This window comes from Caballeronia sp. DA-9 (assembly GCF_051615025.1).
Classification (GTDB): Bacteria; Pseudomonadota; Gammaproteobacteria; order Burkholderiales; family Burkholderiaceae; genus Caballeronia; species Caballeronia sordidicola.
Genome location: NZ_CP195131.1, coordinates 251,560 through 271,917, shown reverse-complemented (window position 1 = coordinate 271,917; position 20,358 = coordinate 251,560). Strand labels below are relative to the sequence as shown.

Annotated in this window: 21 protein-coding genes; 16 read left to right on the top strand and 5 right to left on the bottom strand. The window is 59.6% G+C overall.

Annotated elements, in window-relative coordinates:
- Positions 1–2 precede the first annotated feature (2 nt).
- The gene (locus ACRWA7_RS01220) at positions 3–827 is read left to right on the top strand and encodes a citryl-CoA lyase (protein ID WP_438390724.1); all 825 of its coding nucleotides are present in this window, start codon (positions 3–5) and stop codon (positions 825–827) included.
- Here ACRWA7_RS01220 and ACRWA7_RS01215 read toward each other — a convergent pair.
- On the bottom strand, positions 815–1,582 hold the full coding sequence (locus ACRWA7_RS01215; protein WP_438390722.1) for an IclR family transcriptional regulator: 768 nt from the start codon (positions 1,580–1,582) through the stop codon (positions 815–817). The genes ACRWA7_RS01220 and ACRWA7_RS01215 overlap by 13 nt on opposite strands.
- 218 nt (positions 1,583–1,800) lie before the next feature.
- Between ACRWA7_RS01215 and ACRWA7_RS01210 the strand changes: the two genes are divergently transcribed.
- Positions 1,801–2,694 (top strand): alpha/beta fold hydrolase, encoded by an 894-nt coding sequence (locus ACRWA7_RS01210; RefSeq protein WP_438390721.1) that lies wholly within the window; start codon positions 1,801–1,803, stop codon positions 2,692–2,694.
- On the opposite strand, the gene ACRWA7_RS01205 is transcribed toward ACRWA7_RS01210, so the two are convergent.
- From ACRWA7_RS01205 to ACRWA7_RS01195, 3 genes are all read right to left on the bottom strand, one after another.
- Positions 2,691–3,158, bottom strand: coding sequence for an RES family NAD+ phosphorylase (locus tag ACRWA7_RS01205; protein WP_438391023.1), 468 nt, complete (start codon positions 3,156–3,158; stop codon positions 2,691–2,693). The two genes, ACRWA7_RS01210 and ACRWA7_RS01205, sit on opposite strands and share 4 nt — an antisense overlap.
- Positions 3,155–3,610: a type II RES/Xre toxin-antitoxin system antitoxin gene (gene parS / locus ACRWA7_RS01200; RefSeq protein WP_438390720.1), complete on the bottom strand. Its 456-nt coding sequence runs from the start codon at positions 3,608–3,610 to the stop codon at positions 3,155–3,157. Before parS ends, ACRWA7_RS01205 begins: the two co-directional genes overlap by 4 nt.
- Before the next feature lie 77 nt (positions 3,611–3,687).
- Positions 3,688–4,110, bottom strand: coding sequence for a winged helix-turn-helix transcriptional regulator (locus ACRWA7_RS01195; RefSeq protein WP_438390719.1), 423 nt, complete (start codon positions 4,108–4,110; stop codon positions 3,688–3,690).
- A 105-nt stretch (positions 4,111–4,215) separates the two neighbouring features.
- Here ACRWA7_RS01195 and ACRWA7_RS01190 point away from each other — a divergent pair, with 105 nt between their 5' ends.
- The 6 genes from ACRWA7_RS01190 to ACRWA7_RS01165 all read left to right on the top strand — a co-directional run bounded on the left by ACRWA7_RS01190 (position 4,216) and on the right by ACRWA7_RS01165 (position 12,227).
- Positions 4,216–5,070, top strand: coding sequence for an SDR family oxidoreductase (locus tag ACRWA7_RS01190; protein ID WP_438390718.1), 855 nt, complete (start codon positions 4,216–4,218; stop codon positions 5,068–5,070).
- 166 nt (positions 5,071–5,236) lie between these two features.
- Entirely contained in the window at positions 5,237–7,084 is a 1,848-nt protein-coding gene (locus tag ACRWA7_RS01185) for a phage integrase family protein (protein ID WP_438390717.1), read from the top strand.
- A gap of 276 nt (positions 7,085–7,360) precedes the next feature.
- The gene (locus tag ACRWA7_RS01180) at positions 7,361–8,557 is read left to right on the top strand and encodes a ParA family protein (RefSeq protein WP_060856501.1); all 1,197 of its coding nucleotides are present in this window, start codon (positions 7,361–7,363) and stop codon (positions 8,555–8,557) included.
- A 2-nt stretch (positions 8,558–8,559) separates the two neighbouring features.
- Positions 8,560–9,522 (top strand): ParB/RepB/Spo0J family partition protein, encoded by a 963-nt coding sequence (locus ACRWA7_RS01175; protein WP_438390716.1) that lies wholly within the window; start codon positions 8,560–8,562, stop codon positions 9,520–9,522.
- Between the two features lie 341 nt (positions 9,523–9,863).
- On the top strand, positions 9,864–11,144 hold the full coding sequence (locus tag ACRWA7_RS01170) for a replication protein O (protein ID WP_438390715.1): 1,281 nt from the start codon (positions 9,864–9,866) through the stop codon (positions 11,142–11,144).
- Between the two features lie 687 nt (positions 11,145–11,831).
- Entirely contained in the window at positions 11,832–12,227 is a 396-nt protein-coding gene (locus ACRWA7_RS01165; RefSeq protein ID WP_060856565.1) for a carboxymuconolactone decarboxylase family protein, read from the top strand.
- A gap of 272 nt (positions 12,228–12,499) precedes the next feature.
- Here the strand turns inward: ACRWA7_RS01165 and ACRWA7_RS01160 are convergent, their stop codons facing one another.
- Complete coding sequence (locus ACRWA7_RS01160) at positions 12,500–12,820, bottom strand: DUF4148 domain-containing protein (RefSeq protein WP_438390714.1); 321 nt, start codon at positions 12,818–12,820, stop codon at positions 12,500–12,502.
- A gap of 381 nt (positions 12,821–13,201) precedes the next feature.
- Between ACRWA7_RS01160 and ACRWA7_RS01155 the strand changes: the two genes are divergently transcribed.
- Genes ACRWA7_RS01155 through ACRWA7_RS01120 form a run of 8 tightly spaced genes read left to right on the top strand, consistent with a single transcriptional unit; the run spans position 13,202 to position 20,351 of the window.
- Positions 13,202–13,960 carry a GntR family transcriptional regulator gene (locus tag ACRWA7_RS01155; RefSeq protein WP_438390713.1) on the top strand — a complete coding sequence of 253 codons (759 nt, stop codon included), beginning with the start codon at positions 13,202–13,204 and terminating at the stop codon, positions 13,958–13,960.
- Positions 13,957–14,697: an ABC transporter ATP-binding protein gene (locus ACRWA7_RS01150; protein ID WP_438390712.1), complete on the top strand. Its 741-nt coding sequence runs from the start codon at positions 13,957–13,959 to the stop codon at positions 14,695–14,697. Before ACRWA7_RS01155 ends, ACRWA7_RS01150 begins: the two co-directional genes overlap by 4 nt.
- A 3-nt stretch (positions 14,698–14,700) precedes the next feature.
- Positions 14,701–15,474, top strand: a complete 774-nt coding sequence (locus tag ACRWA7_RS01145) for an ABC transporter permease (RefSeq protein WP_438390711.1) — start codon at positions 14,701–14,703, stop codon at positions 15,472–15,474.
- 28 nt (positions 15,475–15,502) lie between these two features.
- Positions 15,503–16,504, top strand: coding sequence for an ABC transporter substrate-binding protein (locus tag ACRWA7_RS01140; protein WP_060856504.1), 1,002 nt, complete (start codon positions 15,503–15,505; stop codon positions 16,502–16,504).
- 39 nt (positions 16,505–16,543) lie between these two features.
- Positions 16,544–17,548: a quinone oxidoreductase family protein gene (locus ACRWA7_RS01135; protein ID WP_438391022.1), complete on the top strand. Its 1,005-nt coding sequence runs from the start codon at positions 16,544–16,546 to the stop codon at positions 17,546–17,548.
- 39 nt (positions 17,549–17,587) lie between these two features.
- Positions 17,588–18,034: a PaaI family thioesterase gene (locus ACRWA7_RS01130; RefSeq protein ID WP_060856505.1), complete on the top strand. Its 447-nt coding sequence runs from the start codon at positions 17,588–17,590 to the stop codon at positions 18,032–18,034.
- Positions 18,034–18,798: a VOC family protein gene (locus tag ACRWA7_RS01125; RefSeq protein WP_438390710.1), complete on the top strand. Its 765-nt coding sequence runs from the start codon at positions 18,034–18,036 to the stop codon at positions 18,796–18,798. The genes ACRWA7_RS01130 and ACRWA7_RS01125 overlap by 1 nt, the downstream gene beginning before the upstream one ends.
- Positions 18,795–20,351, top strand: a complete 1,557-nt coding sequence (locus tag ACRWA7_RS01120; protein ID WP_438390709.1) for a class I adenylate-forming enzyme family protein — start codon at positions 18,795–18,797, stop codon at positions 20,349–20,351. The genes ACRWA7_RS01125 and ACRWA7_RS01120 overlap by 4 nt, the downstream gene beginning before the upstream one ends.
- Positions 20,352–20,358: the final 7 nt, after the last annotated feature.

The window sequence follows — 20,358 nt, the reverse complement described above, 5'->3', positions numbered from 1 at the left end:
ACATGACGCAGGAATTTGACGCCGCCGCGCTCGCCGCGGATTACTGGAGCACCTCGATCATCGATATCCATCCGGGGTCGATCAACGTGCGCGGTTTTCCGATCCAGGAACTGATTGGCTCGATAAGTTTCCCGCAGATGATCTGGCTGATGTTGCGCGGAGAATTGCCCGATAAAAACCAGGCAGGTTTATTTGAAGCCGCGCTGGTGGCGTCGGTGGACCACGGGCCGCACGCACCTTCCATCGCCATCTCGCGCATGGCGACGAGTTGCGGTTTGCCGCTGAACGGCGCAATGGCTTCCGCGATCAACGCACTCGACGACGTCCACGGGGGCGCCGGCCAGCAAGCTGTCGAGCTATACGATTCGATCGTCGCGCTGGAGAACGCGGGCGCCGCGCTGGAAGATGCGGTCGAGCAAGGCGTCGATGCGTTTATCGGCGAACGCGGCAAGTATCTGCCGGGCTTCGGGCACAGGTTTCATCCTGTGGATCCGCGCGCAACCAGGCTGCTTGCTTTAGTCGATGCCAGCGTTGAACACGGCGTGATCGACGGAAAATATGCGGCGGTCGCGCGGGGTATCGAGGCGTTATTGAAAGCGCGCAAGAACAAGCCGGTGCCGATGAACATCGATGGCGCGACCGCCGTGATTTATGCCGAACTTGGCTTTGCGCCCGAGCTTGCGCGCGGCGTGTTTTGTTTGTCGCGGGCGGTGGGCATCTTGTCGCATGCGTGGGAGCAGCGCGGCCGGAAAGAACGCAATAAAGGTCCGATGCCGCGTCAGATGGCGTACAAGTACACGGGCAAGCCCGAGCGTCATCTGGCCTGAACGTCCGCCACGCGGCGCTGCGCCGCGCGCAACGCGCGGGCGTCGCCGCCGAGCGCATCGGTTGCGCGCGCGGCGCAATCGAACAGCGCGTCGAGGTTGTTTGCAACGAACGCCTGATCAATACGCGAGCTCGGTCCCGCAAGCGTAATCACGCCGCGCAAGGTCTGGCGAACACCGAAGACGGGCATCGATACACCCGCGGTTTCCCGGTCGCGCTCGCCCATCGATACATAATAGAAGTCCTCGCGAATCTGCTCGAAGACCTCGCCCGGCTTGCCGCCAAAAGCCAGCAGCGCCATTCCGCCCGAACCGCTTTCCAGCGGCAACACATCGCCTTCGTGCACGTGATAACGCACGGCGTGCGTCGAATCCACACGATGCAAACACACGCGCACGCCATCATCGCGAACATAAAACGACACGCTTTCGCCGCTGATTTCGGCGAGTTCGCGCATGAGCGGAACGAGAATGTCGCCCAGATTCAGGCTGCGTTGATACACGGCGCCCAGCATGAACGTGGACGGCCCCAGCTGATAGCGGCCGTCGTCGCGACGCAACAGCAAACGGTGCTGGATCAGCGCGCCAGCAAGGCGCAACAGCGTGCTCTTGTACAGACCGGTCCGGGCGGCGAGTTCGGCGAGCGTGAGGGCGTCGTCGTCGGGGCGGAATGCGAAAAGAATCGCACACGCGCGGTCGATGACAGCAACGCCTTCGCCCTCTTTCGGGCCAGGTTTATCGGCGGGCGTTGTTGGCATGGTGACGTGACGTTGTTGTATTGAAGGGGAAATTTTACGCGATGCGAGTTAGGCGGGATATGGCCGTCTGGATAACTGGCCGGCAAGAAGAAAGACGCGGTGCGGGCAGATTGTTAGTTGCTTTTTCGCTTAATCCGACATTGGATCGAGGAACGCCCGGTTCGAGAAACGTGTCGAACGGCAACGATCATGCATCGAGGCACTTCGGGAGAGCGCACATGGTAAACGACCCGCAAACCGCACGAACAGCGAAGCTTGAAATTGCGTACACGACATCCGGTCCCGCTGACGGTCCGCCCGTTCTGCTGCTGCACGGCTGGCCCGACGCCGCGCGTGCCTGGACACCCGTGGGAGCGCGTCTCGCCGAATCGGGCTTTCGCATCATCATTCCGGATCTGCGCGGCCACGGCCAAACCCGCTTTCTCTCGCCAGGCATTCTTCGCGACGCATCGGCCGCCGCGCTCGCGCAGGATGCAATCGACCTTGCTGACGCGCTCGGCGTTGAACATTTCGATGTGGTCGGCCACGACTGGGGTGCGCGTGCGGCCTACACGCTGGCGGGGCTGTTCCCCGAACGCATCGGTCGAATCGCTGCCCTTGCTCTCGCGTTTCAACCCAATGCCGCGTTCGAGTTACCCCGTTTCAGCCAGGCGCGCAAGTTCTGGTATCAATGGTTCATGGCGCTCGATGACGGTCCCGCCGCGCTCGCCGCCGATCCCAAAGGGTTTGCACGTTTGCAGTGGGACACGTGGTCGCCGCCGGGCTGGTTCGATGACAACGAATTTGCGCGCACCGCCGCTGCTTTCGACAACCCCGACTGGGTGCCGATCACACTCAACGGATATCGCCGGCGCTGGCGTCAGGGCGAAGTGTCCGATCCTGCGTACGCTGCGTTGCAGTCAAGACTGGCTGGCATCGACCGGATTTCGGTACCGACGCTGATGATCCAGGGCGGCGCGGATTTCTGCGATGAACCGGCGTCGTCGGAAGGAATGGACCGGCATTTCACCGGCGGATACCGGCGCGTGGTGCTGGATGGAGTCGGCCACTTTCCACCAAGGGAAGCGCCCGGCGCGGTGGCGGATCTGCTCATCGCGCATTTGAAGGCCTAATCCTTCGACAACAGCCGCAAGATCCGTCTGTCATGGCGCACCTGAATGACTTCCGCGATCTCGAGTCGGGCCGCGTCGGGATGCGCCGGATTCAGCACATAATTGGTCGCGGGCAAAATGGCGCTCGGCACTTTCAGCAACGCGGTTGTTCCGCCGGCCAGCCATTCGGTGCCGGCCGATTGCGTCCATTGCATGTCGGTGCGCCAGTCTTCGGGGGTATCGGCTTCGAGCAGTTCCGCGATCGGGATGTCGTCCGGCACTTCAATGCGCAGCAACTGGTAGGAATCCGGAACGTATTCCGAGTGACTCAGTTCCTGGTGGACGAGAATTTCGAGCAGCGCCGAGGCCGGGTGTTCAGCGAGATACACAACCGGCTGCCCCGTGAAATGCCAGCGCCCCGGCGCGCGCAATCCGCCAATGCCTTTCAGATCGGCGTAATTGCTGATGCGCCAAAGCTCCATCAGCCGAAATACCCTTCGTCCAGTTGCACGAGCGCTTCTTCGACCAGCCGCGCGCCGTGTTCCGTGCTGGCCATATCGAGCGCGGTCTTTCCGCCAAAACGACGTTGCCGGCTTCTCAGCCACTGCATCGACTTGTCCTGATTGTCGAAAACCGTGTCGGACTGCGCGACGAGCTTTGCGAGGCGGATGGCCTTGTCGGATTCGTCGGTCGAGAGACGTTCCTGGTTCTGCCTGCGATGCGTGAGCGTTCGGCGCGGAATGATGAAATTCAGCTCGTCCGCTTTCAGGCCGTGCGCCGACAACCGGTCGATGACATCGACCGCTACCCGTTCGCTCGCGAGTTCCGCAAGATCCAGTCCGGAGTGAATCGACGCGTCGAGCAACTCCGCGAGCAACGCGAATTCGGCCCGTTTTGGATTGACGGACCCGGTGGGTTTGAAAGCGACGGCGATCATGGCGAAATCCTCAAAATCCTGTCTTGGCAATTTGCACATTCATTATAGGCATTTTGCCGATGCGTTGCGAGTCCCGTCTACATGTGTCCGGATGCGTTCGCGGGTTCGGTCCGCGCGCTCAATATCCGGGAGAGGTTGACCTCGATCCAGTCGGCCAGCGAACTCACCTGCCGCGCGACCTCGTCGCCCAGCGGCGTCAGCCGATAGTCGACGTGCGGCGGCACTACGTCATACGACGTACGCACGACAAACCCATCGGCGGCTAACCATTGCAACGTCTGCGCGAGCATTTTTTCGCTCACGCCATCCACCTTGCGGCGCAGGTCGCTGAAACGGCACGTCTTTTCATCCAGCAGCACCATCAATACCAGCACGCCCCATCGGCTAGTCACGTGCTTGAGCACTTCGCGCGACGGACAGTCGGCCGAAAGCAACTCGCCGCGTCGAACGAGTTCGGACAGCGGTACGGTTTCTATGGGCAATTCGAAATTCGACTTCACGGATACTTACCTCGGCGTACGTACTTACGAAAAGTTAGTTTATCCGATACCGTGCGGATTCGGTCGTGTCCCGCGCCGTTTTTTAATCGTTCAAGGAGTCACTTCATGATTGCTGTCACCGGAGCCACCGGCCAACTTGGCCGGCTTGTTATCGAAGCATTGTTGAAAACCGTGCCCGCCTCGCAGATCGTCGCGGCCGCGCGCACGCCCGAGAAGGCCGCCGATCTTGCTGCCCGCGGTGTGCAGGTCAGGCGTGCGGATTACAACGAGCCCGCGACGCTCGACGCGGCGTTCGCGGGCGTCAAGAAGCTGCTGCTGGTTTCATCGAGCGAAATTGGCAAGCGCGGCACGCAGCATCGTGCGGCTATTGATGCAGCCCGCCGCGCGGGTGTCGAATTGATCGCCTACACCAGCGTGTTGCACGCCGATACCTCGCCGCTCGGTCTTGCGGGCGAGCATCGCGAAACCGAAGCGGCGTTGCGCGACTCGGGCGTGCCGTTTGTCGTGTTGCGCAACGGCTGGTACACGGAGAACTACACAGGCAGCCTTGCGCCCGCGCTTGAGCATGGCGCGATTCTCGGCAACTCGCGCGATGGCCGGATTTCATCGGCTGCCCGCGCCGACTATGCCGAAGCGGCGGCGCTCGTGATCACCCGCGGCGCGCAAGCTGGCCAAATCTACGAGCTGGCGGGCGACACCGCCTACACCCTCACCGATCTCGCGGCGGAAGTCGCGCGGCAATCGGGTAAAGCGGTGGTGTATCGAGACGTGTCCGAGGCCGACTATAAAGCGGCGCTGATCGGCGTCGGTCTCCCCGAGCCCGTGGCCGCATTGATCTCCGACTCGGGAACAGGCACCGCGAAAGGCGCCCTCTTCGATGACAGCCATCAATTGAGCGCAATCCTCGGACGCCCGACCACGCCACTGGCTACGGTTGTTGCTGCGGCGCTCGCCAGGTAACCGGCCATGACGCGCGGTCGATGCACAAGGCCGCGCGATCTTCGAATCCAATGTCACTCTGTATACTTATCAGATGTAGCAGTTTTTATTGTCAAACCAAGCCCACGCTGGTAGGCTTCATCCAACCTCTTGAAACCAAAGCATAATTAATTCAATTCTGGTCGCCTTGAACACGCCTTCCGTCCGCAATCCCGAGAACCGCGCTTCCATAAAGCGGCTCACACGCGAACACTTCGCGCTGTATCGCGGGTATCTGGACGGCGTGTCGATCGAACAATTGCACGCCACATACGGCGACGCGGCCACGGACGTACGCGGCACACGACGTCTTATCGGGTTATTGCGCGATACCCTTTCGAGCGCCGCCCGCCGGACCCGCGATGTCGAGGCAACGCATCTCTTGCGCCTGCGGCCCGGCAGCATTCCCGATGCAGAACGCGTTGCTGCCAGCGCGTTGCCGACGCTCGCCGCGTATCGCGAGGCCGTCGATCCGAACGGTTTTCATAGCGAAGCCGAACTGCTTGAGCTTTATCGGGCGGAATATTCGCAGGAAAACGCTCCGCTTGATCGCCGGGCATCCAGGAACGCGCGCTTGCGCCGCCGTCAGGCCGACGCGCTCGCCCGGATGGAAAACAGCCTGGTTCAGGCGCCTCAGCCCGACCATCCGGTGTCGAGCTGGCTTGAACCTGCAATCGCGGACAGATTGCAACGGGCGCATATATATACGCTTGCCGATCTGCTGGGGTTTATTGAACGCCGGGGGCATCGCTGGCACGCCGGGGTGGAGCGCGTCGGGCCGAAAGCAGCACGGCGCATCGTGGACTGGCTTTCCCTTCACGCGGATTCGTTGGGCCACACGCTGTCGAAACGCGCCGTCACGCCGCGCCGGCGCTTGGCCAGCAATGATCCGGCGCTCGTGCGGCCGCGCCAGCAGGGAATCGTACCGCTGGAAGCGCTCGATGTGCCGGCACTACTGGACGGATCCGCCGGCACGAACCGCATGGTCCAGCCTGCGCTGGATTGCGGCTTCGACACTGATTTGCAGGCGATCAATGGGTGGCTTACAAGCCGTCAGCACAGTCTTCACACGGTTCGTGCATATCGGCGCGAATCGGAACGGTTGCTTCTTTGGGCGATTCACGCGAAGGGAAAAGCGCTGTCGTCGCTGAGCAGCGGCGACTGCGCGGAATATATCGAGACATTTCTGATCGATCCGCAGCCCGCCGCCCGGTGGATCGGAAGCGCGAAAATCGAGCGGACACACCCCGATTGGCGCCCCTTTATTGGCGCGCTTTCGGACCGTAGCCGAGAAACGGCCCGGGCGATTCTGCATGCAATGGGCGAGTGGCTGGTAGGCCAGGACTATCTGGCGAACAACCCGTTTGCCCGCTGCGCGAGTATCGCAACCGGACCGCGCATCGACGTCGCCGGACGGTCCTTGAGCCGCGGCCAGTGGCGTAACGTCGTTCAGTCGAACACGCGCGTGCATTACTCGGAGCGCGAATTACGCGATTTTTTGGCTCTGAGCCTGGCGTACTCGACTGGCTTGCGGCGAGCGGAACTAGCCCGCGCCACGACAAGCCATCTGGTCAAGGCCCTGTCCGAAACCTCTCGTAACCCGGATAACCTCTGCTGGCAACTCATGGTGTCAGGCCCGGATCGCCGCATTCCGATTCCTCAGTCCGTCGTGGAATTGCTTATCGCCAGCCTGCGTACTCGCGGGCTGCCTGGGAATCCGGTTGCCTGCGCACCCCATACCCCGCTTCTTGCAAATTTTCGAACAGGACATTCCCTCACGCCGGATGGAATTGGGCAGGTATTTCGCCGCGTGCTTGCTGGCGTGATTCCGAAGCTGGCCCGCGATCCGAGCACGCACTGGATCCGCCACACTCATTCGCATCACGCGCTTCGACAAGGCGCGGACTGTCGGGAAATCCAGGCTCGCCTCGGCCATGCGCACCTTTCCACGACGCGACTTTACGTCAAGGCAGTGTTTGTTCGCGGGACCACCTGAGGTAAAACAGGCCTGGTTCCTCCAATCCGGTGCTTACAATCCCCGGTCCGCGCTGATTCCGCAGACCTAAAGCAGGGTCAACCGCCTGTTTTCCCTCAAGTCATTTCTCATCTTTCTGCCCGCAGTCCATTACCCGCGTGCCTTTCCGGCCGTCGGCACGTGGCAAAGTTTACTTGCGTTTACTCCGTATACCTCTTAGTCTTCGGTTACCGTCGGTTCTACCTTTTAAGGGAGAATCCACGTTTTTGGTAGAACCAGCACCACCGGGAAGAACACATGGATATCAACCTTTCGACGCCACCTATCGAGGTGACGCCGGACGACCTCGTCAATTTGGCGGCGCGCTCCGCCAAAATGCTTGAGCGAATTCGCACGCAGATGCTCCAACCGTTTCCGCGGAAGGTTGCCCCGGTGTTCCCGAGCGGCAAACTCCAGGAACTGTGCGGCATCGATAAAGCCCGTTTCTCCTATCTGATCAAGAAAGGCGAACTTCCGCAGGGGACGCAAGAAAAGCCTGGCGCAGCCCGACAGTTCACATTGGCGGAAACCATTGAGTGGGTCCGCGCGGAACGCAAGCCCAGGCAACGTCCCGAGGGGAAAAAAGGCAAGGTCATCGCGATTGGCAACTTCAAGGGCGGTGTCACCAAGACCACGACATCCATGGTGCTCGCGCAAGGTTTGTCCCTGCGGCATGGTCGTCGCGTGTTGCATATCGACATGGACCCGCAGGGCAGCGCAACCACGCTGTACGGCATAAACCCGCACGCTGAAATCAATGGCGATCAAACCATTCTGCCTCTGATCGAAGCGTACGTAAGCGGAGAAGCCTTCAGCATGAAAAATCTCCCGATGCAAACGTATTGGGAGAACCTCGACCTCATACCTTCGTCGACCGATCTTTTCAACGCCGAATTCATGCTGCCAGCGCGCGTTCATGCGTCCCCGAGCGCTAAATTCTGGAATGTGCTGAATGACGGACTGGAAGATCTCAAGGATGAGTACGACTACATCATCATAGACACGGCGCCCACCCTGAGCTATCTCACCATCAACGCGCTGTTTGCGGCCGATGGCGTCATTGTTCCAGTGATGCCCGACACCCTTTCATTCGCATCGATGGTGCAGTTCTGGTCGCTTTTCTCGGATATGGTCTCCGGAATGAAGCAGTTTGGAGAATCCGCCGACGAAGCCAAGGTGTTCGATTTCATCGATATTCTGGTTACGCGCATGCCTAACAAGGCTAACGCGTCGATCGTACGCGACTGGGTTATCACTACATACGGCGAGCGGGTCCTGCCCGTTGAAATTCCGGAGACAGACCTCGCGCGCACGACCACAAACGATTTTTCCACGGTGTACGACTTTCCTAACTACGACGGCAACGCGGCAACACTGCGGCGCATTCGCGTGCCCTACGATCAGGTTGTTGATTTGATCGACAGCAAGGTTTGTTACCTCTGGGACAAGGAGTAAGCATGTCTACAGCAGCGAAACAAAAAGCCAAGGCGGCAGGCATCCGTCTTGACGACGACAGCAACGACGCCCCTTCTGAGCCGCTTGCTCCACGCACGGCGCCGGGGCAATTGATTGGATTGCAAGGGCGCGTTCATAGCCAGCAAGCAGAGATCGAAAAACTGAAACGCGCGCTTGAACAGCGGGCTCCCGGCAAGATCCCGCTCAACAAACTTCATGAAATACCCGGTCGCCGACGTCGATTGACAAGCGCCGAGTATGCCGAGCTTAAGGCCAACTTGACCGCTTACCCGCTCGCTCAGCCAATCACAGTACGGGAGCGGCCGGATGGCGAGTACGACATCGTGGCCGGGCATAATCGCGCTTCGGTTTATCGGGAAATTGGACGCACAGAAATCGACGGCATTGTGCTCGACATCGATGCTTCGATGGTCGAGTACGCCGCCTTTTTCTCTAACCTGTTATCGCCGACACTTTCCGACTTCGAGAAGTTTTGGGGTTTCAAGTCGCTGCAGGACTCGACGGGAATCACCAAGGAAGAACTGGCAAAGGCGGCGGGCATTAGTGATTCACACGTTGGCCGAATTATGAAGTTCGATCTCCTGCCCGATGAAAGCAAGGACCTCTTGGCCACACGACCAGAGCGACTGGGTAGCAACGCCGCCGAGCAAATGGCCAAGGCGGTTGCGGAAGGCCGCGAAGACAAGGTCAAGGCCGCAATTGAACGCCTGATAAACGACGAAGCTTTCACGCAAGCTCAGGCAATCGCCGCCACCAAAGTGCCTCGCGCATCTCGCGAACGCATTGAACCGATGATTATTCGTCGGGGCGCAAAGAAAGTTTGTCAAATCTCAGCCCGCAACGGTGTTGTAGGCGTGTCTTTTTCAGGCAGCGCCGCAGATGACGCTGAGCAATGGGCGGAGCGAATCCGCACATTTATCGAAACAGAACTCGGAAAACAATGATCCCTAGTAGGGAACACATTGAAATCAACGAGTTAGCATCAAGAGGTTGGCAATCCCTTGGGAGTCGAGCGGGAACTCAAAATTCTCCCTAGTAGGGAAGGCTTCAAAATCATGGACTTAGTTTAACGATCGAGAACAACGATGATCTAGTTTAAATGCAGAAAGACAAAAGCCTTCGGCGGGAACCGAAGGCTTTTGATTTAACCGGGCTTCGCTGTCGCTTGCCCACCGCTGCATTTCTCCGACGGGAATCGGATAAAGGCCCAACACCTCGAAGTGTAGCGGATAGCGATCGGCAGTCAAGCGTTTCTCTTCCATTTTTCTAGAAATGGACGTGTGACATGCTTATCGCGCAACATTCCGTTGCTGGCGAGGGGTTTGTGTACCCTCTTCCACTCCACGACGATTCCGCCGCTACCGATCAAAATGCACTGGATGCATTTCTGGCGCATCAATCCAATCTGCCCTGGGTGGTGTTTCGGGCCGCGCACCGCGCTGCCAATTATCCTGCACTACCAGCCCGTGCAAGGGCTGTATTGGCTGCGCTCGCACGCACGGTCGACGCCAACAACCCCTACGCGTCCATATTCGCCCGCCGTGAACTTCTCACTGGCCGAGCCATGCAGTCTATGCGGACGTTTTATCGCAGCCTTGACGATCTTGAAGCCGCCGGATTGATCGAGCGCGCTCCGCAAAAACGTTATGGCAACGCGGGCTTGTTTGGGCGCGCCTACCTGCACCTCACAGAACGTTCCGCGATGGTCCTGGGTTATATCTCTTCGTCTCCCGCTACCGAAGCAAGCGAGTCCCACGCATCAAGGGATAGTAGCGTCGCCACGCTCTCTCAAACTTTTGAGGCTCCGTGTGCCAGCGTGGCAGACGGAGCTATATATAAGGATCTATTCCCTAAGAATCAAAAGAGACAACCAGGCGCCGTTCCTGCCGACCTCGAGCGCCTGCTGGGTTTGGGTTTTCGTCAATTTTTGATTTTCAAACTCATGCGTGAAGCAAAGGCTCAAGCCAAGCTGCTCTCCGATGTTGTCGAGGCAACCTGGGACCATCTGAAACAGGCCAAGCGCCCGATCAGCTATCTTCGCGCCCTGCTGCGCTCGCCCGTCGACTTTAGCCATCAGATTCGCGCAAAACGTACCGCCGACGAACGCAAGGCCCGTGATGTCGCCCGCGCAGCGCAGATCGCAGCCACCGTGCACGAATGTGCCGGTCGGACTTTTATCGACGATGCCTACAGCAAACTCGTCGTTGTATCGAATGACGCCCGGTCGATTTTCGTACAAGATCGCCGCGAAATTTCGCCTCGTGTCGCAACCGGACAGTGGGCCGAATCGTTCGTTGCGGCGCTCAAGGCAAAAGCTTTGAAGCAAGCAACTCAGAAGCAGATCGCCGACTTCCGCGAAAGATGCATGGGCAACGCCGTACGAAGCACCGCCGAGTGCAACACATCTATCCGGATAGCCCATCCACGTGCACGTACCGCAGATATTGGTGACCGGCTTGAGGAAATGAAACGCACCCTACGGGCGGCGTGCGCAGGCGTCAATCGGGCGAGCCCAAGTCTTCCCTCGATTAGCGAATCCTCGTTGAACCAGCCCTCTGCTCAATAAGCCCCAGCCGACGGATAGTTTCACGCGAGGCGTTCAACGTGAGTCGGGCAACGTATCCAACCGACGGATGTGGGACTGAGAATGCGGTGCCCCCAAGACGCTAGCATCCGTGCTAGTGCCATTTCGTGGTTACAGCGAAAACGGACAGACGAGCCGCTACGGGATACGAAGCATATAGGGCGAACCTCGATTCATGCTGTACGGGAACGCTCTGGACATCGCTGTCCCGCGTATTAAGAAACTTCATTTAGCAACTAACGGTCGATTAGATTAGCGTCCACCACAATTTGGCGGCGAGCCGAAATTCAATCTGATTGCATCCGTTCGCAGGCAAGTCGAATCTAGTTAAGGAAAACCCGAATAGATATCAACTTGACTGATTGTATTACAGTCGTACAATAACAAAACCGATTTGGCAATCCCCAATAGATCGCGCCAAATACGGCACGAAAAAGAAGCACACACCCGCGTGAAGGAAGGACACCGCCGAGCCGCCGCCAATCTGGTCGTCAGATTGGGAGGATGGCCGAATCTTGATGAAAGAGGAGCGACATCCTTTTTCCGACCGATGCGAAAAGTGATTAGTTGAAAGAGTCGCACGGGCTAAACGCGGCGAAGCGCCTTATTCAATTCGTACCCTACGAAATCGATAAGGAAACCAAACCATGTCAACGAAGGCGAATGCTAATGGATAGCAATGAACGTTTTGAAAAAGGATTCGAAAACAGAAAAGAAGTTCTCGGCGCGGAGCACGTAGAAAAGTCCTGGGCTGCGGCTGACGACTTTAATCGGCCGATGCAAAAGCTCGTCACCGAGTACTGTTGGGGCGAGATATGGGGAGATGAGACGCTGTCATTCAAGACGCGCAGCATAGTCAACCTTGCAATGCTGACAGCAATGAGCCAGCACCACGAACTTGCTGTCCACGTGAAAGGTGCGCTCAGGAACGGAGTAACGAAGCAAGAGATTCGCGCCGTGTTGATGCAAGCGTCGGTGTACTGTGGGGCGCCACTCGCGCTCGCCGCCTTTCGCGTGGCAGGTGACGCGATCAAGGCATACGAGACGGGGCACGAGAAAAAGTAAACGTCACATAGTGCCTTAGGCATTCGTCAGCTAACTGTCATGGCGACGCGTGACATATTGAAGAAAATCATCGCAAGGAAATTGATGCCTGCCTCGCCGCGAATGTGGCGCAGGCCACTGCACATTCGCGTGTATCGATTGTAGAAAAGCGGCCATGCACATTGAATGAATAGCCGCGAAAATACTGTCCCTCGCTATCTGCGTTAACCGAGGAGAAGCCACTTGTTCGGTAGCAAGCGGCCCCTCTTTCATTCGATGTTCGCACGTACGGCTCAATGACCGAAATAAACCGTGTGGTTGCTGTCCGACGGGCCCGTTTGCGCACGAATCCCGGAAGCGGACGTACCGCTAGTCGACGGTCCATAAGAAGTTGCCGCTACACCGCGCTCTTCCTGCACGCGTTGTTCGGCAGCCTGCGTTTTTGCGGGGTAGGTCGTACGTTCGGCATCAGGGTTATATCCTGATTGCTCCATTTGCAGAAGGTCGTTTTTGACTGCGGAGCGCGTGACCTGGGTGTTGTCCTGAGCAAAGGCAAACGCCGGTGCTGCCAACGCCGATGCAATCACAACTGCCGGAATAAGGGTCCTGATCATGATGAAACCTCCTTTGGATGTTGTTAAGGAGATACATGCAAACCGCAGGCCAGCCCCATGCATCAGGTTCGTATCGAACCCGCGCTACCGGGCGACAATCGGCTGAAGTGCGCGGCGTCGCTTCTTATAATCGCTCGCCGCCGACGAGAATTTGTCCAAAAATTCAGCGCGCGATACATCGCTATTTTCACTGCCCTGTAGAACCTGCCGGAAGGAAATCCGCCACTTCCCACGGCGAAATCCTCCGCTGAGCACCTCACGATATCTCCCTGCGCCACATCTTTATTTCTTTTCCTTGTTTTCGAAAACCAACGCAAACGCCTACGATGGTTCCTTGAACGCATCAATTCGACACCGTGAGCTGCTCACAATCCGACACTCATGACCTACAACGATCCCGATCCGCGCATGTCCACTCCGGTCGCCACGTCCGATACTTCGGCACCGATTGCCAGGGGCGACGACGCCTACGAGCGCATCCGGCGCGACGTGCTGTCGTGCAAACTCATGCCCGGCTCGACGGTGACGGAAAGCCAGTTGATGACAGATTACGAAATTGGCAAGACGAGTTGCCGTATCGCGCTCGTGCGGCTCGCGCACGAAGGCTTCATGCGCTCGCTTCCGCGACAGGGTTACCGGATCACGCCGATCACGCTGAAAGACGTCGAAGAAGTCTTTGCGTTGCGCGTCCAGCTTGAACCGCTGGCTGCACGTCTTGCTTGTGGCCGTGTTGACGTCGAGTTGCTCAAACGTCTCGAAGCCGCGTGCCGGGTGCCGCATCCCGAGCGCGCATTGTCTGCGCAGATCGATGTATTTCTGGACGCCAACCGCGAATTTCATCTCGCCATCGCCGCAGCGAGCGGCAACGAACGATTGCACCGGACGCTGGCAAGCCTGCTGGATGAAATGTCGCGCCTCGTGGCGCTAGGCTTTGGCGTTCAAGGCACGAAGCCCGAGATCAAGCATGACCACAACGCGATGATCGATGCGTTTATCGCCGGCGACGGACGTCGTGCCGAGACCATCGCGCGCCGTCACATCGAGACGTTCCAGACCATGACAATGGAAAAGGTCTACGCGAGCCTGTCGAGCGCGGGCGCGTCGCTGCCGCTCTATACGGTCGCGGAGTTGCGTCGATGAGCGCTGCAATATCCCTTCGCGGCGTAGGCAAGCATTTTGGCTCGCTGCAGGTGCTGAATGGCGTTTCTTTCGATGTCGCCCAAAGCGAGATCGTGGCGCTTCTTGGTACGTCGGGTTGCGGCAAGAGCACGCTGCTGAACATGGTCGCGGGGTTGATCGAGCCAAGCGCGGGCGAGCTATGGATCGACGGTAAGCATACCGAAGGAACGAAGGACCGTAACGCGCTGGCTTATATGTTTCAGGAAGACCGCTTGCTCCCATGGCGCACGGCGCGCGCCAACGCAGAGTTCGGCCTGGAAGCCGCAGTCCCCGCCATCCCCGCGCACGAACGCCATGCGCGTGCGAATGCGGTGCTCAATCTCGTGGGGCTGCAAGGTTTTGCCGATGCCCATCCGCATCAGTTATCCGGCGGCATGCGCAGTCGCGTGGCGCTGGCTCGCAGCCTGGTTACGGGACCGCGCATCCTGCTGATGGACGAACCGTTTTCGAAGCTTGATCCGCAAATGCGCACGCAGATGCACGAGGAATTGCTGCGCATTCACGCGATGCAAAACATGACCGTCCTCTTCGTCACGCACGACGTGGAGGAGGCGATCGTGCTGGCCGACCGCGTGGTCGTGCTCGCGCCGCGTCCCGGGCGCGTGCGCGAGATTGTCGGCGTCGACCTGCCGCGCCCGCGCAGCGCCACCGATCCCGCCGTTGCCGAGGCGATCCGCCAACTGCGTCTCCTGATCTGACCTATGGCTACTATTCCGCGAAGTTCGTTCGCCCCGACCGTTGCGCAACGCGTGGCGCTTGTTGTATTGCTGCTGGCGCTCTGGTCGCTTGCGTCGCTGCGCATGCCGCAATTCGTGCTGCCCGGACCGCAGAGAGTCGCGCATGCGTTCGTGGCGCTGGTGCAAGGCGGCACTTTTTTCGATGACCTTGGCGTCACGCTGTATCGCGTGGTGGGAGGATTCTTGTTGGCTGCGGCCGTGGGTGCACCGCTTGGCATTGCGCTCGGATCGAACCCGCGGGTCGCGCACTTTTTCGAGCCGCTGCTCTCGATTGTGAATACGGTTTCGTCGGCAATATGGGCCGTGTTCGCCATCATCTGGTTCGGGATCTCGAATGCGACGACCATCTTCGTGGTGTTCATGACGGCCATGCCGCTGATCCTGACTAACGTATGGCAAGGCGCGCTGACTGTAGATGGCAATCTCGTAGAACTTGCCCGCAGTTTTCGCATGTCGCAAACACAGATCATGCGCAAGATTTTCTTGCCGACCATCTTGCCGCATTTCTTTGCCGGCGCGCGGCTTGCGTTTGGTTTTGGCTGGCGTGTGTCGCTGGTCGCGGAGACCATCGGGTCGTCGAACGGGATTGGATATCGCTTGCGGCAAGCGGCGGATCTCGTGCAGACCGATCAGGTTTTCGCGTGGACCGTGACATTGGTCGTCCTGATGCTTGCACTTGAAGCGGGCGTGCTGAAGCCGCTCGAACGCCGCCTGTTTCGCTGGAAAAAAACCGACTGAACCAGATGAACAAAACGGGATGAGGATGATGAAACGCTTCGATTTATTCAGGAGAGCGGCGCTTGTTACGGCCATTGCAGCAAGTGCGGCACTGGGCGGCGTGCGCGCGGCGCAAGCGGCGCCGATACGCATTGGCTACTGGACGAGTGGCGTGAGCCTTGGCTTTGGCGCGGTGCTCGAAGCGCAGAAGTTCCTGCAGCAACGCGGGCTGGATGTGACCTTCGTGCATTTCGCCGATGTCAACGCGCCCAATCGCGCACTGGCCGCAAACGCAATCGACTTCGCTTTTGCGGCTCCCGCATCGGCCGTCTTCAGCACTGCCGCCGACGGCGTGCCGTTGAAGATCGTGCTCGCAACACAACCCGCCGATGTCGAATTCGTCGCGCCGGAAGACTCGCCCATCAAATCGCTCGCCGACCTGCGCGGCAAGAAGGTCGGCATGTCGCCGCCGGGTAGTTCGGTTGCATCGATTGCAACTGCAGTCCTGCAGGGCAACAACGGCATCAAGCCTGCCGACTTCTCGATCGTCCCTGGAAACGAAGGCCGCCTCGCGCAGTTTCTCGTGCAAAAACAGGTCGATGCGGCCGCGTTGCGCGCCGTGACCATCGCGCAATTGAAGGAGCTGAAGGTGAAGCGCCTGGGCAGTTTCGGCGGCGAATGGAAGAAGCTCACGAAGTCGGACGCGACGCCCTACATTGGCGTGAGTGCGATCCGTGCGGACTATCTCGCCCAGCATCCGCAAGACGTGGCGAAGCTGATTGCCGGCATGCGCACCGCGTTGCAATGGGGCGCGGCGCATCAGGGCGACGTCGCCACGATCCTGCAAAAGAGCGCGAACTTGCCGGCTGAGGACGCGCAGGCCTACGCCGCGCGCTGGTCGGACATCAATCGCGTGACCTTCGAGCCTATCGATCTGGACACGCTCAAACGCGAACATCAGATTTTCGTGGACGGTGGCGTGATCAAGGGCGCATTGCCCGCCAATCTGTTCGATACCGCCCCATACGCCGCATCGAAATCAATTCAGTAACGTGGAGAAGACACTGTGACAACCGCTATTGCATCGACCATGAAAGCGCTCGTGCTGAACGAACATGGCGACCTTGATCAACTGCATGTGGTCAGCGACAAGCCCGTGCCGAAAGCCACGCCCGGGCATGTGGTGATTCGCGTGCGTGCATCGTCGTTCAACTACCACGATGTATTCACCGTGAAGGGCATGCCCGGTATCAAGGTGCCGTTTCCAGTGGTAATCGGGCTCGACATGGCCGGCGACATCGCGGAAGTGGGCGAGGGCGTTGAAGGCTGGAAGCCGGGTGATCGCGTGCTCGTGAATCCGCTGTATCCGGAGAAGGGCCTGATGGGCGAAATGCTGGATGGCGGCATGGCGCAGTATTGCCTTGTGTCCGTGGCCCAGTTGATCCCGCTGCCCGACGCCGTGAGCTACGACGCCGCGTCCGCCTTGCCCGTGGCCTACGGCACGGCGCACCGCATGCTTGTCACGCACAGGACGGTCAAGGCCGGCGACCGCGTGCTGATCCTCGGCGCGAGCGGCGGGGTGGGCACGGCGTGCATCCTGATCGCGAAGCAACTGGGCGCCGAAGTGATTGCATGCGCGGGCAGCGACGAGAAGTGCGAGCAATTGAAAGCGCTCGGCGCCGATCAGACGGTCAACTACAAGACCACGGATTTCTCGAAGTGGGCCATTGGACAGTATGGCAAGCCGCAACGCCGGACCTACGACGGCGGTGTCGACGTGGTCGTGAACTTCACCGGCGGCGACACGTGGGTGCCCTCGCTGAAATGCCTCAAGCGCGGCGGCACGCTGCTCGTATGCGGCGCGACGGCCGGACATGCGCCGGCGGAAGATCTGCGATACATCTGGAGCTTCGAGCTGAAGATCATCGGCTCCAACAGTTTCTACGATGAAAACCTGCGCGCGTTGCTCGACCAGATCGCAACAGGTGAACTCGTGCCTGCTATCGACCGGACGTTGCCGCTCGAAGAAGCGGCCGAAGGGCTGCGTCTGATTCGCGATCGCGAGGTGCTGGGCAAGGTCGTCGTCAATCCGTGAATCCAATGTTGGGAAAAGTCGAAATCGAGAGAAAAAATCATGAGCGAAGCAACTTTACCGTCCGCGCAGGATATCGAGGCGCGCCTTCGTCGCGGCCCGTTCCACGAATGGCTTGGGCTGAAAGTGGTATCGGTGGGTGAGGGCGAGATTGAACTCACGGCCGCGTGGCGCGAAGAGTGGGTCGTGAATCCGGACAAGGGCTACACGCACGGCGGCATTCTCGCCGCGCTCGTGGATCTCGCGGCGGATTGGGCGCTGGTGTCGAAAACAGGGCGCGGCGTGCCTACCATCGACTTGCGTGTGGACTATCATCGCGCGGCGTTCAAGGGTGACCTGACCGTGAAAGGCAAGGTGGTCAAGTTCGGCTCGCAAGTGTCGGTCGCCGAGGCGCAAGTCTTCGATAAAGAGGGCAAGCTCGTCGCAAGCGGACGCGGCGCGTATTCGACCGCGACAGCTTCGCCCGCAACGCCGCCATCCGTGCCGTGATGTTGCCGCTCGATCACCTGGTCATCAACACGCGCTTCGATACCGACGCCGCTCAAGCCATCTTCGAGCAACTCGGTTTCACGATCGCGCCGCGCGGGTATCACACGCTCGGCTCGATCAATCACGCGATCGTATTCGATGACCACTATCTCGAACTGATCGGTCTGCCTGCCGATGGCAAGACCGTGCGCGAGGAGATCCTGAACAGTCCCCTCGGCGCAGACGGTCTCGTGTTTCGCACCGAAGATCCGGATGCGACCTTTGCAAGCTTGCAGCAGGCAGGCTTCGATGCGACTCCGCCGCAGACATTTTCGCGCCCGGTTGAACCGCTTGGCGACGCGCGTTTCACGACGGTGCGCCTGAAAGCCGGTCAGCTCGATGGCGGCCGCGTCTATTTTTGCCAGCACCTGACGCCCGAGTTCGTGTTTCGCGACGAATGGCAGCATCATCCGAACGGCGCGACTGGCTTGAGCGCGCTGCATCTGGTCGATGTAGCGCCTGAACCCTACATGCAACTCGGCGAGATCGCGCCCGGCTTCGCGCTGGCCTACTGGACACGCAAGACCTTCGATGAGCATTTCGGCGCAATGGCCGCGCACGTCGCGGCGCGCGGACCGCGTTACGCCGCGATCACCGTGCGCACTCCAGCGTGGCGATCGATCGAGCCAATGGCGAGCGCGGCTGGCTTGTCCGCTGTAGTCGAAGCAGATCGCGTGCTCGTTGCGTTGCCGCGCTTCGATACCTTGCTGGAATTCATCTCATGACGTTTCCCACCAATCTCGGTGCGTTGATTGCCCGCGACTCTGCGGACAACGACGCCGTTGCAATCATCGGCCTTGATGAAACATTCAATGCGCGCCGGTATACGTTCGCCGAACTCGACGCCATCGCGGACGCCGTTGCGCATACGCTTCATCGGCAATACGCGCGCGGTGAACGCATCGCGGTGCTCGCTGCGAACTCCGCCGAATATGTCGCGACCCTGCTTGGCATCATGCGCGCGGGGCTGGTCGCCGTGCCGGTCAACTACAAGTTCCCGCGAGCGCTGATTGCAGAGGTTATTGCCGACAGCGGCGCGCGAATGGTATTCAGTGATCCGAAGCGTTCAGCCGATACGCCTGATGCGCTGCCGCGAATCGTCTTCGACAGTCCCGACGAAACGCAAGGTTTCGCTGCCTTCATCGCAGAAGCCAAGGCTCATCGCGGTCCGTTCGAACCGGTCGCGCCGAATGAAAACGAAGCCGCGCTATTTCTCTACACATCGGGATCGACGGGCCGGCCCAAAGGTGTCGTGCTTTCGCACGCGAGTCATTTGTGGGTTGTCGAGACGCGCCTGAAAGCGCAGCCGTTGCAGAGCGAACGCGTGCTGATCGCAGCGCCGCTTTATCACATGAACGCGCTGGCGCTGGCGTTTCTGGCGCTCGCCGCACGCGCCACGACCGTGCTCATGCCGGCGTTCAACGCGCGCAACTACATTCGCGCTATCGATACGTATAGATGCACCTGGCTCACCTCCGTCCCGCCCATGATCGCCATGATGATGCAGGAGCGGGACCTGCTTTCGCGAACAGATCTATCGTCGGTACGTTACGTGCGCATGGGCTCCGCTCCGGTCAGCGGCGCGTTGCTCGACCAGATCCACACGTTGTTGCCGAACGCGAAAGTGATCAATGCATACGGCACGACCGAAGGCGGTCCCGTGGTGTTCGGCCCGCATCCCGGCGGCTTGCCGACGCCGCCCCTCGCTGTTGGTGTGGCGCATCCGCAAGTGCAGCTTCGCCTGATCGATACAAACGGGCAGCCCGCCGACGAGGGCGAACTGGAAATGCGCAGTCCCGGTCTGATGAACGGTTATCACAATCGCGCGGACCTTGCGCCGCCGATCACGGCCGATGGTTTTTATCGTTCGGGCGACGTATTTCGCCGCGATGAAAACGGCTTCTATACGTTCATCGGGCGACGTGACGACATGTTCGTGTCGGGCGGCGAAAACATCTTTCCCGGCGATGTGGAAAAGATGCTGGAGCGGCATCCGCTGATTCAGCAAGCGAGCGTGATTCCCGTGGATGACGCCATCAAGGGTACGAAGCCCGTTGCGTTCATCGTGAGAAAGCCGGGCGCGCAATTGAGCGCGGAGGCCGTGAAAAAGTTCGCGCTCGAACATGCGCCGGCGTATCAGCATCCGCGGCAAGTGTGGTTCGTCGACGCGTTTCCGCTGGCGTCGACGAGCAAGATCGACCGCGCGGCGCTCAAGCGCGATGCGGCCACGCGCCTGGCGGGCGAAGGTCACCCACCGCGCGACCTTCAAGACGAGTGATCGATTC

What these genes read in the sequence shown, in the direction of transcription:
- ACRWA7_RS01150 (WP_438390712.1), top strand. Translation starts at nt 13,957, where the DNA reads ATGAGCGCTGCAATATCCCTTCGCGGCGTAGGCAAGCATTTTGGCTCG.
- ACRWA7_RS01175 (WP_438390716.1), top strand. Translation starts at nt 8,560, where the DNA reads ATGTCTACAGCAGCGAAACAAAAAGCCAAGGCGGCAGGCATCCGTCTT.
- ACRWA7_RS01215 (WP_438390722.1), bottom strand. Translation starts at nt 1,582, where the DNA reads ATGCCAACAACGCCCGCCGATAAACCTGGCCCGAAAGAGGGCGAAGGC.
- ACRWA7_RS01135 (WP_438391022.1), top strand. Translation starts at nt 16,544, where the DNA reads ATGAAAGCGCTCGTGCTGAACGAACATGGCGACCTTGATCAACTGCAT.
- ACRWA7_RS01165 (WP_060856565.1), top strand. Translation starts at nt 11,832, where the DNA reads ATGGATAGCAATGAACGTTTTGAAAAAGGATTCGAAAACAGAAAAGAA.
- parS (WP_438390720.1), bottom strand. Translation starts at nt 3,610, where the DNA reads ATGATCGCCGTCGCTTTCAAACCCACCGGGTCCGTCAATCCAAAACGG.
- ACRWA7_RS01170 (WP_438390715.1), top strand. Translation starts at nt 9,864, where the DNA reads ATGCTTATCGCGCAACATTCCGTTGCTGGCGAGGGGTTTGTGTACCCT.
- ACRWA7_RS01125 (WP_438390710.1), top strand. Translation starts at nt 18,034, where the DNA reads ATGTTGCCGCTCGATCACCTGGTCATCAACACGCGCTTCGATACCGAC.
- ACRWA7_RS01180 (WP_060856501.1), top strand. Translation starts at nt 7,361, where the DNA reads ATGGATATCAACCTTTCGACGCCACCTATCGAGGTGACGCCGGACGAC.
- ACRWA7_RS01220 (WP_438390724.1), top strand. Translation starts at nt 3, where the DNA reads ATGACGCAGGAATTTGACGCCGCCGCGCTCGCCGCGGATTACTGGAGC.
- ACRWA7_RS01190 (WP_438390718.1), top strand. Translation starts at nt 4,216, where the DNA reads ATGATTGCTGTCACCGGAGCCACCGGCCAACTTGGCCGGCTTGTTATC.
- ACRWA7_RS01160 (WP_438390714.1), bottom strand. Translation starts at nt 12,820, where the DNA reads ATGATCAGGACCCTTATTCCGGCAGTTGTGATTGCATCGGCGTTGGCA.
- ACRWA7_RS01130 (WP_060856505.1), top strand. Translation starts at nt 17,588, where the DNA reads ATGAGCGAAGCAACTTTACCGTCCGCGCAGGATATCGAGGCGCGCCTT.
- ACRWA7_RS01210 (WP_438390721.1), top strand. Translation starts at nt 1,801, where the DNA reads ATGGTAAACGACCCGCAAACCGCACGAACAGCGAAGCTTGAAATTGCG.
- ACRWA7_RS01140 (WP_060856504.1), top strand. Translation starts at nt 15,503, where the DNA reads ATGAAACGCTTCGATTTATTCAGGAGAGCGGCGCTTGTTACGGCCATT.
- ACRWA7_RS01120 (WP_438390709.1), top strand. Translation starts at nt 18,795, where the DNA reads ATGACGTTTCCCACCAATCTCGGTGCGTTGATTGCCCGCGACTCTGCG.
- ACRWA7_RS01145 (WP_438390711.1), top strand. Translation starts at nt 14,701, where the DNA reads ATGGCTACTATTCCGCGAAGTTCGTTCGCCCCGACCGTTGCGCAACGC.
- ACRWA7_RS01155 (WP_438390713.1), top strand. Translation starts at nt 13,202, where the DNA reads ATGACCTACAACGATCCCGATCCGCGCATGTCCACTCCGGTCGCCACG.